This window comes from Longitalea arenae (genome assembly GCF_016924755.1).
Taxonomy (GTDB): Bacteria; Bacteroidota; Bacteroidia; order Chitinophagales; family Chitinophagaceae; genus Niastella; species Niastella arenae.
Genome location: NZ_JAFFJX010000002.1, coordinates 953308 through 969900 on the forward strand (window position 1 = coordinate 953308; position 16593 = coordinate 969900).

The 16593-nt window shown below is 45.0% G+C and carries 7 protein-coding genes; all 7 read left to right on the plus strand.

What is annotated here, in order from left to right; translation table 11 throughout:
* The first annotated feature begins 210 nt into the window (after nt 1-210).
* The 7 genes from JT717_RS08550 to JT717_RS08580 all read left to right on the plus strand — a co-directional run bounded on the left by JT717_RS08550 (nt 211) and on the right by JT717_RS08580 (nt 16554).
* A complete protein-coding gene (locus JT717_RS08550) occupies nt 211-2901 on the plus strand; it encodes a 4-alpha-glucanotransferase (protein WP_205509780.1) in 2691 nt (896 codons plus the stop codon).
* A gap of 141 nt (nt 2902-3042) precedes the next feature.
* Nucleotides 3043-4071: a dipeptide epimerase gene (locus JT717_RS08555; protein WP_205509781.1), complete on the plus strand. Its 1029-nt coding sequence runs from the start codon at nt 3043-3045 to the stop codon at nt 4069-4071.
* Nucleotides 4072-4457: 386 nt separating this feature from the next.
* Entirely contained in the window at nt 4458-7064 is a 2607-nt protein-coding gene (locus JT717_RS08560) for a hypothetical protein (protein ID WP_205509782.1), read from the plus strand.
* A gap of 7 nt (nt 7065-7071) precedes the next feature.
* Nucleotides 7072-8166 (plus strand): hypothetical protein, encoded by a 1095-nt coding sequence (locus JT717_RS08565; protein WP_205509783.1) that lies wholly within the window; start codon nt 7072-7074, stop codon nt 8164-8166.
* Nucleotides 8163-8714, plus strand: coding sequence for a hypothetical protein (locus tag JT717_RS08570; protein WP_205509784.1), 552 nt, complete (start codon nt 8163-8165; stop codon nt 8712-8714). The genes JT717_RS08565 and JT717_RS08570 overlap by 4 nt, the downstream gene beginning before the upstream one ends.
* Nucleotides 8704-15717 carry a carbohydrate binding domain-containing protein gene (locus tag JT717_RS08575; RefSeq protein ID WP_205509785.1) on the plus strand — a complete coding sequence of 2338 codons (7014 nt, stop codon included), beginning with the start codon at nt 8704-8706 and terminating at the stop codon, nt 15715-15717. Before JT717_RS08570 ends, JT717_RS08575 begins: the two co-directional genes overlap by 11 nt.
* A gap of 39 nt (nt 15718-15756) precedes the next feature.
* The gene (locus JT717_RS08580; RefSeq protein ID WP_205509786.1) at nt 15757-16554 is read left to right on the plus strand and encodes a hypothetical protein; all 798 of its coding nucleotides are present in this window, start codon (nt 15757-15759) and stop codon (nt 16552-16554) included.
* The last annotated feature ends 39 nt before the right edge of the window (nt 16555-16593 follow it).

The following is a 16593-nucleotide window of genomic DNA, read 5'->3' on the forward strand; positions in this document are numbered from 1 at the left end:
GCATAGGTGTGTATTTTTTACTATCTTTCAAACCTCAAATTCCCTTCTGGTTTTGGCCTTCTGAAAATGTCCATGGAATATCCCGAGCCATTGAGGCTGTTTTGCATTATTTAACGTGCTTGCAATAATTTCGTTCTGAACGTGAATACGTTAGCTGGCTTTTAATTTGTAAAAGCCGGTACGTGTACTATAAAAACACTATAACCTATTATGACGATCCATTTTTACATAAGGTTTTATACCCGGCCAGGCGAAGCCCTTTTCGTTACCGGGAATACCGATGAGCTTGGAAACAACAAAATTGAACAGGCAGTTCCATTAACCTGGTTGAACCATGACCTGTGGACGGGCACTGTCACCATTAACAACCCGCAAACCGCCAGCATTCAATATGCTTATATTTACCAGGGGCTGGATGGCCAGCGCGTACGCGAGTGGGACGATAATAAATCGATCGATATCACCAGGAACCCGATGCAGGAGATCAGGGTACTGGATACCTGGAACCACCCGGGTGAATATGAGAACGCATTTTATACGGCCCCCTTCCAGGAGATCCTGCTGAAGGAAAATGAAACCCGCACAAAAGCCAAGGCGGTTAAACATCCCACGCACTACTTTAAGGTAAAAGCGCCCCTGCTGCAAAAAAATCAGGTGGTATGCCTGCTGGGAAGCACCAAAGCGCTGGCCGACTGGGATGAAGTGGAACCTGTGTTACTGCACCGCGAAAACAACTGGTGGACGATAAAACTGCAGCTTCCCAAAGAGTCGTTCCCCATTCAGTACAAATACGGTATATACGATACCAAAAGCAAAACCTTTGTTCGATATGAAGAAGGGGAGAACCGCTGGCTGCATGGCGATGCCCTGGTAAATACGCTCACCATTTTACACGATGGCTTTGTTCACCTGCCCAATACCACCTGGAAAGGAGCGGGCGTTGTGATCCCTGTATTCAGCTTACGCAGTAAAAACTCCTTTGGCGCCGGCGAATTCACCGACCTGAAATTATTGGTTGACTGGGCGGTGAAAACCGGGATGAAAATGATCCAGATCTTACCGGTGAACGATACGGTTGCCACCCATACCTGGGCTGATTCATACCCGTATGCGGCGATCTCCGCATTTGCTTTACATCCGCTCTACCTCAACATTAATAAAGTTGCGGGAAAGAAATACGCCAATCTCTTAAAACCCTTGAAGAAAAAGCAAGCCCAGCTGAATGAGCTGGCCGATGTAGATTATGAAGCGGTGATGCATGTAAAACTTGCAGCCATTAAAGAGCTGTATATGGTGCAGAAAGAGGATCTGGCCAATGATGCTGATTACCTCGAATTCTTTGAGAAGAATGAACACTGGCTGGTGCCTTATGCTGTTTTCTGCAGCCTTCGCGACCGCTACGGAACAGCCGATTTTACGCAGTGGAAAACGAATACGGTCTATAACCAGGAGGCCATTCAAAAACTGGCTTCGCCCAAGGGCAAACAATACGATCAGGTAGCCATACACTATTTTACCCAATACCATCTGCATGTTCAGTTACGCGAGGCGGCCGACTATGCGCATAAGAATGGGATCATCTTAAAAGGGGATATTCCCATTGGTGTATACCGCTATGGCTGTGATGCCTGGCTTGAACCGGAACTCTATCACATGGATATGCAGGCGGGTGCGCCTCCGGATGATTTCGCCGTGCGTGGGCAGAACTGGGGTTTTCCCACCTATAACTGGGACCGCATGGCGGCTGATGGTTATGAATGGTGGCATCAACGGTTTGTTCAAATGAGCAATTACTTCGATGCTTTCCGCATAGATCATATTCTCGGCTTCTTCCGCATCTGGAGCATTCCAGCGCATGCCGTAGAGGGTATTATGGGCCGTTTTGTACATGCCTTGCCCGTTTACGTAGAAGAATTTGAGCAAAGGGGCATCTGGTTTAACCACGTCAGGTACTGCCAGCCCTACATTAACGACAGCGTATTGTGGGAATTATTCGGTCCGAATAATGAAAAGTTCAAACCCTACCTTGATGCAGTTGGCAACCAGTATACATTGAAGCCGGAATTTGCCACCCAACGCCAGGTAGAAGCGCATTTTGATGCCCTGGATCGCAGTGAAGAGAATCAGCACTTACGGCAAGGCCTGTATGATCTTATTTCGAATGTAATTTTATTTGAAGAACCTGGCTCGCAGGGTAAACAATATCATTTCAGGATCAATGTGGAAAACACTACCAGTTTCCGCCACCTCGAATGGCATGAACAGGAAAAACTGAAAGACCTTTATATAAATTATTTCTATCACCGCCAGGAACATTTCTGGATGCAGGAAGGGATGCGTAAATTGCCGGCCCTTAAGCGGTCGACCAATATGCTTATATGCGGGGAAGACCTGGGTATGGTACCGCATTGCGTGCCGGAAGTGATGAAGCAATTAGGCGTATTGAGCCTGGAGATCCAGCGGATGCCTAAAAACATTCATACTGAATTCTTTCATCCCGCACAGGCGCCTTATTTGTCGGTGGTAACCCCGGCTACACACGATATGAGCACACTTCGCGGCTGGTGGGAAGAAGACCGCACAAAAACGCAACGCTTCTATAACCATATACTCGGGCAATGGGGCGATGCGCCTGCAACCTGTGAAGCATGGATCAATAAGGCCATTGTGATCCAGCATCTGGATTCGCCCGCTATGTGGGCAACCTTTCAGTTGCAGGATTTGCTGGGGATGAATGAAACATTGCGAAGGGCCAACCCGCAGGAAGAGCGCATCAATATACCGGCAATTCCCAAGCATTACTGGCGTTACCGCATGCATATTACGCTGGAACAATTGCTGAAGGAAAAAGAATTCAATACAGAGCTGGAGGAGTATATTAAGGATGCAGGGAGGAATTAATTAGCTAATTGGCTGATGTGCTGATTTGCTAATGAAATACACTTTTTAAGCAGGAACTGTTTTACTTTTGGTTTTTTATTGCGCCATGCGCAGTACAAAGCCATTAGCACATTAGCAAATCAGCACATCAGCACATTGACCATGCGAGTAGCGTATAAGACATTCAACTTTCCCTTCAGGTACCCTTTTACCATTTCAAAAGGAACCAAAACTCATCAGCCCTCCCTGATCGTTCAGCTCGAACATCGTGGGGTAGTGGGGTATGGTGAGGCGCCGGCGATCACCTATTACAATATTCCCGTTGAAAAAATGGTGGCCGACCTCGAACAAAAGAAAATCTTTGTTGAGAAGTTTGCCTTTACAGATCCCGAACGCTATTGGCATTACCTGCATCATTTATACCCGCAGAATAATTTTCTCGTTTGTGCCCTCGATATAGCGGCCTGGGATCTCTATGGAAAGATCAGGCAACAGCCGCTGTATAAACTCTGGGACCTCGATATGCAGAAAGCGCCGGCCACCGATTATACGATCGGCATCGATACCATTGACAAAATGGTAGAAAAGATGAAAGAAAAACCCTGGCCGATCTACAAGATCAAATTAGGCACCGGCCAGGATATTGAGATAGTGACCGCCTTACGTAAACATACGAACGCCGTTTTGCGTGTTGACGCCAACGCCGCCTGGACGGTTGATGAAGCGCTGGAAAAATTGCCGGCGCTGAAAGACCTGGGCGTTGAATTTGTAGAGCAGCCCCTGGCTAAAGACGACTGGCAGGGCATGAAACAATTATATGAGCAATCTCCATTACCGCTTATTGCCGATGAAAGCTGCGTAATAGAAGGGGACGTACAAAAATGCCATGGCCATTTTCATGGCATTAATATCAAGCTCACCAAATGCAGCGGTATAACACCTGCCCGCCGCATGATCGCGCAGGCCCGCTCCCTTAATATGAAGGTCATGGTTGGCAGCATGAATGAAAGTACTGTTGGTTCTGCGGCTATTGCCCACCTGAATCCCTTACTCGATTATGTTGATATGGATGGCCCCTTGTTGCTGGCCGAAGACATTGCCACCGGCTTACAGTTCGATTATGGAAAAGTGACTTGTAGTGATGCGCCTGGCCTGGGGATAACGATAACCAATGGGGCGTTTTTTTTGTAAAAAGTACATTCCCTTTACACACTTATCGGCCAAAACTGCACACTTATTGGTCAAATCTGCACGTGTATTAATCTTTTTGTTTTTGTAGTACATAAAGATTTATTTTTGTTTTGTACTGGAAACGGAGCTAAACACGCCCACCGTTTTTTTAAAAGTCAATACCAACCATCTAACCGTCTAACCATGCTTCCATCTTTTCCTAAAGGCCCTATAAGACCTCTGAATGTAAACTGCTGTACTTTTTCCATATATAAATATCTGGTATAGGACTATTCTTAAATGTCACACTAATACAGCTGACATTTCTTACTCATAACACTGCAAAAAAGCCTTCTTATTACTATTTAGCTGTTATGCCAATCTTGTTTTGGCTATAAAGACTTTATATGCCTGAAAAAAAAATATTATCACTGCGGCGAAAACTGAATATACTTCTGATAGCGGCGTTGCTGTTGTTGTTTGTCCCTGACCTGCAAGCCCAAAGGGCAGAAGAGCAATCACTAACGACACAGGACACGGCAGCCGTTTCGAATCTGAACAACAATGCACATGCGCTTATTGAAAAAAGCAGGTTTAACAACCTGGTTGACTCTCTGAATAAAAGAAAGCTATTTCAGCAGGGCGTTTCAATAGGCAAATCCCCGCTCGATACCTTGTTTATTTCCAGACTGAAAGCAAGCGCCTTTTCAGGAATAAAAGACTCGGTAATGGGTGAGTTCCTTTATTATGTAAAAAACAATTTTGGCACAGACCGGGTAAAGAAAATACTAAAGAATTTTTCCATGGCAGGTGATTCAGGTTCCCTGCAAAATTTTATTGGCGGCAAACTGAAAGGTTTTTATTCGGTGAATGGTATGGAGTCATTTAAAATTCCCTCTTTTGATAAATTGCTCAACAACCAGTTCAGCGGAGTGGAATATAATATAGCACACGACAATACCGCATTAGCCCCGTCGCCCTGGATGCACCAGCTATCAGTAAGCGATCAGGTTAAAATAATGGATATTCCTTTCCAGGTAAGTTTTTCTAATCTTTCCAATGAATATGTTCCCCTCCAATATAATAACCTGATGAAAGTAACATTCGATAAGGATGGCTTCTCACAGGGCCTGCAGCAAAAGCTGGGTAAGTATTATAATATGAAAAAGTACCTGCTGGCAGACATGGACATGCTTTCCTATGTAAAAAGCCATTTTGAAAGCGAGTTGTCGCAGCAGGTAAAAAGTTTATCTAATGAAGTGATCACCGACCCTAATGCATTGCTGCAATCAAAACTATCGAACGATGAATTGTTAAAACTGGATAATGACCAGATAAAAGAAAAACTGCTGTCGTCATCAGAAATAGGATCTATACGTGAACGGTTGCAGGGCTCACAACAATTATTAACGGAACATGGCGCAACTATGCCTGCGGCGCAAAAAGATTCCTTGCTGCAAAGCATGAAGAACCAGTCGGCCTACCTGGCCTCGCTGGAACAACTTTCCGACAAGATCAGTGCTGTAAAGAATAAAATGGCCGCCAGCGGCATCAATGCCAACCAGGTAACACGCCTGCAGCAGCACTTTGATGCAAAGGCGATTGAAAATCTGCGGCAGCCGCAGGTGATCAAAGAAGCAGCCGGTAATTTATTACCGTTAAATGGCCTGCAAAGATTTTTTACCAATGTAGGCTCGCTGAATGCCGGTACGTTTGGGAAGGAAGGAAGTGAACGTGGCATCAACACCTTGCTGCGCGGCGGTATGGAATTATCGGTTCTGAAAAAAGCAAATGTGTTCTCCGGTGGTTTGGGCCAGGTGAAAGACGGAGGCTTTTTAAAGGATGCAGGGCTGCAAAATTCCATCTTCAACTCCGCATCGTTTATGCAGTTCCTGCAGTTTGGAAAAGGGGAGGAGGGAAAAAACAATACCCGCATCACGGTCATCAACAGCAATACAACTTCACCGAACACCGCCAATTTTAACCAGCTGGCATTGCCAAGAAACATACTGGCCGGAACGATTTCAAAAACGGTCAAAGTACGCAGAGCCGGACTTGTTGAAGCGGAAATTTCAAAATCGGCCACACAATATAAGAATACCGTATCGCCCAATGCCGACCAGGTAATGGAAGCCAAGAGCGCCTTATTCAGTTACACCGATGATCTGCTGCAAACCCTGTCAGTTGGTCTGCGTTATATGGATGAATGGGAAAAAGCCGGGCTTTCGCATAATGCGCATGTATCGTATGCAGGTTTCGGGTACACCAACCCCGGCAATCCATCAGCAGCCAAAGGCTCCTGGCAGTACGATATGCAGTTGAGGAAACAGATCACCCGCCAGGGTCATATACAGGCGCGTTTTGCCAACCGCACTTACAATTATTCAACAGATGGGCAATCCAAATGGAACAACATGCAGTTCGACATCCAGGGCCGCTACCGCTTAAACCGGAAACTATCGATGGGCGCCAAACTGAACCAGTACCAGTTGCTGCGTAAAACCGATAGTACCAAAGAAAAAATGTATGTAAGCCGTAAAGTAACGGCCGACGCACAATATACCGGAAGGGTGCGAGGGCTTGCACAACGAACCATGTTTTCACTGGGATGGCAACAGTTCGATAACATAGCCGTGCAGCAGGGCGGGCAAAGCAACCTGTTGCTAATGCAATGGTCTACTACGGTTCCTGTTGGCACTACAGTGGTATCGATGAACATGTTCTATAATAAAGAAATTGCCGATCATGAATTGATGGGAGATCTGCTTACCAGTGAAATTGGCGCGGGGTATCCGGTATTTAAAACCATCATGCTCAATTCATCGCTTACTTACTTAAATAACAGTATAGCAGCACGCCAGGTAGGCATCAGGCAATCGGTAACCACTACCGCATTAAAGAACTGCACGGTAGGTTTGTTTGTCGATTGCCGTAAGAACCTTATTACACCCGTGAATGCTTATCTGTATGGCAGTTTCCGGGGCGAACTCTCTGTTCATTACCAGATCAAATGATGCAATTATGAGAAAACTATTTATAATAATTTTTTGTGCATGCCTGTCCGCTTCTGCATACGCGCAGATAGTGGTTCAGTTTGTACCGGAATTACAGGGACGCACTACCGATGGATTGCAGCTGGCGAAAATGACCAATGTATTTCCCGAAACCCAAACCGTTTCACTCGATATTATTGTCACCGAAAAAAAGACGGGCAGGGTAGTACAGATAAGCACCGCGCCATTCACGTTATTACCAGGCGTGAACAGCATTGACCGGAACGCGGTATCTGCTTCCACTATTCGCTTTGCAGACAATAATACAGCGCGCTTGTTGCGGCAAAGCGGTGTATTTCCCGAGGGAGAGTATGACTATTGTTTCCAGGTATATAAACAGAATAAAACCAGCCGGGGAGAATTACTGGCAGAACAGTGCTTTGATCACCTGGTAGAGCCTTTAACACCACTATTTTTGATTGAGCCCTATCTCAAAGATAAGATCTGCGATAAACGGCCCTCATTTACCTGGCAACCGTCCTTACCGGCTATTCCCGGTTTGCAATATCGATTAACGCTGGCAGAAATGAAAACTGGTCAGGTGGCCAGTGAAGCACTGGTATATAATCTGCCATTGATCAACCAGTCGAATATACTTTCACCGATGTTGATATTTCCACCATCGGCCAAAGAATTGGAAGAAGGAAAGACCTATGCCTGGCAGGTAACAGTTTACAAAGAAGGCATGATCCTGAACCGCTCCGAAATATGGGAGTTCTCCATAAAATGTAATGACACGCCGAAGGTAGAGCCGGTGGATGGATTCAGGGATATTGAAGACCTTGCCAAAGGCAATTACTATATAGCAAATGGCAGTGTACGGTTTGCCTTGTATAATGCATATGAAGCTACCAACCTGCAGTATTCTTTCTTCTGCCTGAATAAACCAGATCAAACATTTAAGCATTTGCCTAAAATAAAACTGAAGAGAGGCAGTAATAACATTTCGATCGACCTGTCGGAAAATGAGTCGTTCATCGATGGGTACCATTATATACTAACGGTTCGAATGCCCAATAACACACTGAAAAAACTTCGGTTCTTATATAAATCCGGACAATGAAATTAACAGGGATCTTATTTGTAGCGATAAGTATAATTACAGGGTGCAGCCAAAACTGCAAAGAGAAAATAGCCCGCATATATTCAACCAACCGGAAAGCGTTGGAAAATGAAAGAGAGGTAAACAGTTTCAGTCTGCGCCTTTCGTATATACCAACGGCAGTATTAACGCACAAGGATGGTAAAGATGCGCAAGCTGCCCCGCAGGATGCTGCTTATTATTATTTCAAGCTACAGGTAGTATGCCCGGAAGAAAACAATCCGGGAAATGGCAATACAACCCCATTATACTATGGGCTCGACAGTTTGTTTGCTACCCGGGAAACGCAACCATTCGCGAATCCGGTATCAGTGGAACCGGTAATAACGGGCAACCGGAAAAGATTTGAGTATCTGCTGGTTTTTGCTCAAAAAGATTTTCCTCCCGGTACGCCCATAAAGGTGGTTTTCTTCGACCGCCTGTTCACCAATACCAAACAGGTATTTGTATTTGACAGAAAAAAAATTGACGAAATAGAAACCTTGCAATGTTATGCAAATGAAGCATAGAGTAAAATACCAGAAACCAATAGCTGCATTCCTGTTACTTCTTATAGGAACCCAAACCCTGTTACCGGCAACAGCGCTGGCGCTTACTTCAGGTCCTTCACAACCGGAAGCGTCTTCGTTCAAACAGGCAGGGGTGTCAGATATGGTTGACCCCTTCACTGGCAACCTGAGTTATAACATTCCACTATTAGATGTAGATGGCTATCCGTTGAACCTGAACTATGGTGCAGGGTCAGGCATGGATGATGAAGCAAGCTGGGTAGGACTGGGCTGGAGTTTGAACGTGGGTGCTATTACCCGTCAGTTACGGGGTATAGCCGATGATATGAGTGGAGATGAATTTACCACCGAACATTATACAAAACCCAAAGTAACAGTGGGCGGCCGGCTTACTGCCAAAGTGGAACTGAAAGGAAAGGGAGCACTTAAAAACCTCGGCGTTAATGGCTCTTTTACCCTGGGTGTTTTCAGTGATAACTACACTGGCATTGGAGCCGAACTGGGCGCCAATGCAGGTATCTCTTATTCTTTTGCCGGAAGCGGGGCCATGACAGCAGGTATGGGTATGGGCCTTATGTCGAATACCCAAAGCGGTGTTGACGTTACCCCTTCGCTTTCGTTATCATACAAGATGCAGGTAGCGGAAAATACCACGGTATCACCCGGCTTGTCTGCATCTATAGGTTATAATACCCGCGGTGGTTTGAAAGGACTTACACTGGGTGCTTCATTTTCGGTATCAGGACAAAAGCAGGATGCAGAAACAGGCAAGGTAAAGAATGGTAGCGGCAGTTATGAATTAGGTGGATCAACCATCTCTTATAATTCAGATCCTATCTCTCCAAAGATACAGGTACCATACCGCTCAAATTATGGTTCATTCAGTTTTGACATTGGAGGAGCTGCCTGGCTGGTATTTGGCGGCGGTGGCGGAACAGGTTATAAAAGCGTACGGGAAGTAAAATCGCGGATCCTGAAAAACCCGGGGTTTGGCTACCTCTATGCGGAACGTGCAAAAAGGCTGCCCAATGCGATGATGGACTTTTTGCGGGAAAAAGAAAGTATGATCATGCCCGAGCTGCCCAACCTGGCAGCACCGGTAGCAACCCACGATATCTTTGCTTATACAAGCCAGGGTGGCAGCGGGCAATTCCGGTTGTATCGCGGCGGGTCCGGCATTTTCTTCGATAACCAGGCCGTGGATGAATCTACTACACAAACCCTCGGTTTCGATGCCGGTATTGGCGGTTATGCGCATGGCGGCGTTACTTACTATGAGCAATCGGTTACCAATAAAACCCAAAAATGGACAAAGAACAATCAATACCAGACAAGGGGCGATTTCCAGGAAGTTTCGGCAACAGATCCCAATGCAGAACATGTATTCTTTAAACAGGTAGGCGAAAGGAACCAGGAAGATATTGACATGGTTAATAAAATACAGGGAACCCAGCCTGTTGCCATCGATATCAGTGGCAAAACAGCCAATGCAAAGTTTCGCCTTCCCGGGTCGTTTCAGGATATTACTTCAACGATAGCAAAAACCCAAAAACAAAAGAAACGCACCGCCATTTCTTATCTCACTGCCCTCGAGGCAAGCCAGGCGGGGTTAGACAAGGACATTAAATCATTCGCTCCTATAAATTATACCGAAACTGGAACCTATGACTGGGGAACCTGTCACAAGCCGACTCCCAACAGCCCATCCATAGCACGTTATGAAAGCGGGGATGAGGGCATCATTTACAGAAAAAAACACCACATTTCCGAGATCACGGTAACCGATGAAGGTGGCAAAAGAAGTGTATATGGAATACCGGTATACAACGCACAGCAGAACGAATACTCTTTTGCTATAGGGCAGCCAGGTTCAACATTCGGCACCCGCGATAACGTCAATAATACATTTACCAAAGCCAATTGGGGCAGTTCGGTTACGCAGAACATGGAGCCTGATAATGATAATTATTTTCATCGCGACCAGCAACCGGGGTACGCCACCAGCTATTTGCTCACAGCCATACTTTCACCGGATTATATGGATGCTACAGGAAATGGCATTACGGATGACGATAAGGGCACAGCCATTAAATTCAATTATTCCAAATTGAACGGACTGTATAACTGGCGTTCACCCAATAAAGATAAAACAGCCACAATGAGTAAAGGGTTGCTGGCAGACCCTGATGATGATAAAGGCAGCTTTGTATATGGGAAAAAAGAATTGTGGTTCCTGCACTCTATTGAAACAAAAACCCAGATCGCTTACTTTATTACTGGCGAAAGGGAAGATGGACTGGGCGTAACAGATGTTATGGGCGCTCTTAATACCAATAAAAAGCAAAGGATCTTAAAAGAGATCCGGTTGTATTCCAAAGCAGACCTCACAAAACCAATTAAAACGGTAAAACTGGAATACGCTTACAGCCTTGGTAAAGATGTGCCAAATTCTCTGGCCAGCGGCAAGCTTACACTTAAAAAAGTGTATTTCCTGTATGGGAAAGCGCCAAAAGGAGCAGAGCATCCTTACCTGTTCACCTATAATGGCGAAACAGGCGATGGCTATATGGGAACAGATGTTAGCTACGGAAACCTGTTAACCGACCGGTGGGGCAGCTACAAATCACGCACATCCAATACCAACAGAGGGTTTTCTTTGCGGAATGATGAATTCCCCTATACAACAAATAATAAAGCAGAAGCAGATAAAGCAGCCGGTTTATGGCAATTATCGAAGATCGAATTACCATCTGGAGGAGAGATCGCCGTAAACTATGAAAGCGATGATTATGCCTATGTACAGAATAAGCAGGCCATGGAAATGGTTCAACCGCTTGCCTTGTTAAACGAACAAAACAATGTAACCAATAGCCTCACTGAAACCAGGGGTATACAACTCAATGTTACCGACAGGCAGGATGTGGGAGGAAAGATCATAGATTTTCCCGATAACCTGAATGCACTGACTCCACAGGAGCAAAAGGAATGGCTCAAAAAGGTTTGTTTGAACGGGTCGGAATACCTGTACACCAAACTGTTTGTTAACGTGGGTGGCATCGATGCAAAAAGAGATGCATTAAACGAAAAATATTATGACTTCGTTCCCTGTTATGCAAAAGTGGTTTCCGTTGCATCGGAGAGCCGTATCGGGAATGAAAGAAAGATCAGGATCGCTTTTGAAACCATTAAGGATGGCGATGTTAACATGAACCCTATGTTGTTAGCAGCCTGGCAACGCTTAAGGATGGAATATCCCCGGTATGCTTATCCCGGCTACAAAAACAGGATAAAAGACGGGGATGCAGGAAAAGCTGTAAAAGCTGCCGTCACCGCCATTGTAAACGCAGCCAAGAACCTGGATGAGTTAAGACGCAGTTTTAATGAAAGGGCCAAAGCAGAAGGATTTTGCAATAATGTTAACCTGGCAAAAAGCTTTGTTCGCATAACAAATATCACCGGTCAAAAATTGGGTGGTGGAAGCAGGGTTAAAAAGATTGTTATTTCAGACAAGTGGGATCAAATGACGAATACCAGTGGCATAGGAGCTTCCTATGGCCAGGAGTATAAATATACCACGGTCAATGAAGCGGGCGTTGAGATCAGCAGTGGGGTAGCCAGCTATGAGCCATCAGTGGGCAATGATGAAAACCCGTTGCGTCAACCCATTCCTTATGTACAGAAAATAAAGGGTGCCCTTAATAACTTTTTCAACCTCGAAGAGCCATATGGCGAAACCTTGTTCCCGGGGCCGAGTGTAGGTTACAGTAAAGTAACCGTGCGCGACCTCACAGCAACCGGCAACCCCGACCCTGATCAGAAAACCGGATATGTGGTGAACGAATTTTATACTGCCAAAGAATTCCCGGTTATCACGCAGGCCTTATCGAATAAGGTAAATCAGCATGGCCCTTCAGGCTGGTATTCAATGATCGGTTCAAACAGTATTCACGAGCTTACATTCTCACAGGGATATGCCATTACCCTGAACGATATGCATGGCAAACCAAAAGCCACCAGGGTATTCAATAAAAAAGACGAAGAGATCTCCAGCACAGAATACTATTATAATGCAGAGTCGCTGAATGCCGGAGAATTCAAATTAAAGAACGTGGTAGACCTGGTGAATGAGAAAGGAGAGATAGAAGAAGACAGAATAATTGGCCGGGAAATTGAATTGTTCACCGATATGCGTGAACAGGAAACTTCCTCTACCGGTGAAACCATCGGTATAGGAGTGGATGTATTTCCGCTGCCCTTCTTTGGTGTACCCGGCTTTTTACCCCACTGGCCCTATAAAGAAAATAATGAGTACAAATTGTTCCGTAGCGCCAGTACCATGAAGGTGATACAGTATTACGGCATTCTTGATAAAGTAGTTAAAACGGTAGATGGGTCTTCTGTGGCCACGGAAAACGTAGCCTATGACGGCCTCACCGGTGAAGTGCTGATCTCTAAAACATATAATGAGTTCGACAGGCCTGTATACACAGTTAATTTCCCGGCATACTGGATATATCCTTTAATGGGCGGTGCTTATAAAAATATTGGTACGCTTATACCTGGTTTCGACACAAACGAAAATGGCGTTATTACCAATTTTACAGTTTTCGTTTCACCAGGCGATGAATTGGTTGACATTACCAATGGCGCCACTTACTGGGTCATTGAGAGTGGGACGGATGGCGATTACAACAACAAGGTAAAGCGACTGGTAAACCGCAACGGCAACCTGGTGAGCAACTTTACACAAACCGTAAAGATCATCCGCTCAGGATACCGTAACATGCTTACACCGCCGGCAACAAGCCTTGTATGTTTAAACGATCCTATCATTTCAGCGGGTGGTGTTAAATATGTATCCTTCTCGAAAGGCGGCGACCAAACCGGCATGAAAGTGCTATCGGCTTCAGCTACCGTGTTTGATGATGATTGGGGCGTAAAAATTCCCTGCACAACCTGTCCGGAAGGGTATACGCTCAGCGAAGACAAACAAAACTGCATTGCGCCATTGGTTGAAAATACCAATTACTGCTTTAAACTTTGCCGTGGAGCAAACGACCCCGGTATGTATAGCAATTCAGGTGCAGGAATTCTCATTCCAGGGACACAGAGCGGCATCCTTTTGAAATCAAATTTTTGGGGCGGGGTACCAACCGGACAATCTACAGCCAAAGCGGCAACTGTTGATTCCGGTTACGTAAGCTCTTCAGGCATCAACAGTAACCAACCGGCGCTCACGGCTACTACATTATCCACCGCTGCCGCCGCTCCTTATGATGTTTGCTTCAGGGATGATAACACGCCCAATGTGGCTTGTTGCGGCAGGTTGATAAATGCCGGTTTATGGCTTTGCGCAGATAATTCACAGGTAGACTGGAAACCGGTTAACGAATGGATTGCATTTGAGACCTGTGTAAATATCACCCAGGGTAAAGAATACTACATAGGCTTTGCAGCAGATAATTTGATTAGGATCTATATCGATGGGCAATTATGGCAATCATTGAATAGTGATGTTACCAGCAACCATAATTATTGGTATCTCAGGCCCAAACATCTTGATAAAGGTAAACATCCTATAAGAGTTGAATTTTTAAATTTAAGAGGGCATGCAGCTGTTGGAATGGAAATATATAATCATTCCTACGAGGATTTTGTTAACGGCAGCGCAAAAGTTGCAGTAGACGATGCCCATATTATCTTTTCTACCGGGCGGGATATATTAGGAAAACCTAATGTACAGGTGTATAGGGATGCACACGGAGCAAATATTCCCCGGTTTACTTGTGCCAACGGCCAAATACCTGATGTTTGTAATCCAACCGCCTGCACTGTACCAGTTAACAGAGTTATCAATCCATATGTAACCGGGTTCAGGGGCAACTGGAGGCCATATAAAAGCGAAGCATACCAGGTAAACCGTAAGTACGAGAACCTGTTCAATACCGAACCATTGGGATTGAATGTAAAAGATGCCGGCTATCTTGAATCATTCACCCCGTTCTTTAATTACAACGGTACAAAATGGAGCCAGCCAACCGGTATCAATAAATGGGTAACAGCCAATACCGTTACCCTGTACGATAAATATGGCCAGGAGTTAGAGTATAAAGATGCCCTGTGCCGGTATAACGCTGCTACGTTTGTATTCAGGGGCGACCAGCCCGGAGCCGTTGCTTCCAATGCTAAAAGCAGGGAAATATATAGTGAGAGCTTCGAAGATTATCTCTTCAGAACAGGTTGCAGTAACCTGGAAACTGGCATTTGTGAGCCACTATTCAAAATAAACGGAAACAGCAATCTGTCAGCGCAAATACTCCGCGCCGCTTCACACTCAGGTAACTACTCTTTAAAATTACCAACAACCGGCATGGTGCTAACCACCAATATACATACTGTCAAAGTAAAAGGATCTGATAATCCCGGAGAATGTAAAGAGATAGCAGAAGCCGATGAATTTAAATACCTGACCTCAAACAGCCTCGGAGAGTTTACCACTAAACCAGGAACAGGTATCTACCCTATAGGCTTTGAACCCTCACCTGATAAAAAATATGTTTTCAGCGCCTGGGTGAAAGACAATGCACCGGCAGCTACTGACCCTGGTATTTCCCTTACCGTAAATGGTACAAACGTTACCCTTACCAAAAAGGTAGTAGTGGAAAACTGGAAACAGGTGGAAGGCATTATTGAGATCCCGGCAAACGCCAACAACAGTGCATTCACCATTCAAATAAATGCCACAGGTCCGGCGATACCTGAATACGGGGCTGTGTTATTCGATGACCTGCGTATCCATCCATTCTCATCACACATGAAAACGTATGCCTACGACGAAAAGACCTTGCGGTTGATGGCCGAAATGGACGAAAACAATTTTGCAACATTCTATGAATACAATTACGAAGGCAACCTGGTGCGGGTGAAAAAAGAAACCGAGCGGGGCATTATGACCATTAAAGAAAACAGGTCGTCGTACAGGAAAAAGTCAGCAACACCATAAGATAAGTGTGTGCCAGCAAACAAATCAAAGTGTAAAACTATGCGTACTACCAGGAAAATATATCTGCTGTTTTTTGTATCGGCTTTAACGGTAATGGTTGTTATAGCTGTAGCCAATACATCCAATGTAAAAAAATGGTGGTTCAAACTGCCGGGATCAGAAAATAAGGTTGCAGACAGTAAGCAACCCGACCCCGCGCAGGTGGCCATGATGAATGAATTAATGGCCTGGTTAAAACCATTCGACAGCACAAATACCAGTTATTACCTCAACGGATCGTTAACCGCTATTGACAGAACAGATTCAGCGCATGCTATGAATGACGTTGCTTATACGGTGTGTAAAAACGGCGAACAGTTTTACCTGCGCATAGGGCTAACAGAAACTGTTAATAGTGAGAATAACTATTTATTTGTTGATCATGCCATTAAAAAAATGCTGATCAGCAAAGCGAAAAAGGCGTTTCAGGCTCCGGGTTTACCAGTGAATGAACTGTATGAATATATAAATAGTGAAGGGTTTACATTTTCGAAAGAAAGCAGCAACAACAGGTATTCAACGATCACTTTACTGAATCCAAATCACATAAGCTGTAAAGAGTTAACTGTGCAGTACGATAGTGTGGTGAAACACGTAAAAAAGATCTTTATCCGCCAGGCTGAGGTTACCGACCCAATGAATGTAGATAAAGAGAAATGGATCACCCTGGCCGTGAAAGACTGGAACGACGATCCGGAAGCCGGTAAATACCTGGGGCTACATAAGTTTGTTCAGAAGAAAAACGATGAGTGGCGGGCAGCGCCTGGCTTTATCGATTATGAGCTCATCAACCAGTAATCAAATTAACCTAACTGATCACATTTCTAATCACCATAT

Coding starts and splice junctions, on each gene's coding strand:
- JT717_RS08550 (WP_205509780.1), top strand. CDS start 211: ATGACGATCCATTTTTACATAAGGTTTTATACCCGGCCAGGCGAAGCC.
- JT717_RS08555 (WP_205509781.1), top strand. CDS start 3,043: ATGCGAGTAGCGTATAAGACATTCAACTTTCCCTTCAGGTACCCTTTT.
- JT717_RS08560 (WP_205509782.1), top strand. CDS start 4,458: ATGCCTGAAAAAAAAATATTATCACTGCGGCGAAAACTGAATATACTT.
- JT717_RS08565 (WP_205509783.1), top strand. CDS start 7,072: ATGAGAAAACTATTTATAATAATTTTTTGTGCATGCCTGTCCGCTTCT.
- JT717_RS08570 (WP_205509784.1), top strand. CDS start 8,163: ATGAAATTAACAGGGATCTTATTTGTAGCGATAAGTATAATTACAGGG.
- JT717_RS08575 (WP_205509785.1), top strand. CDS start 8,704: ATGAAGCATAGAGTAAAATACCAGAAACCAATAGCTGCATTCCTGTTA.
- JT717_RS08580 (WP_205509786.1), top strand. CDS start 15,757: ATGCGTACTACCAGGAAAATATATCTGCTGTTTTTTGTATCGGCTTTA.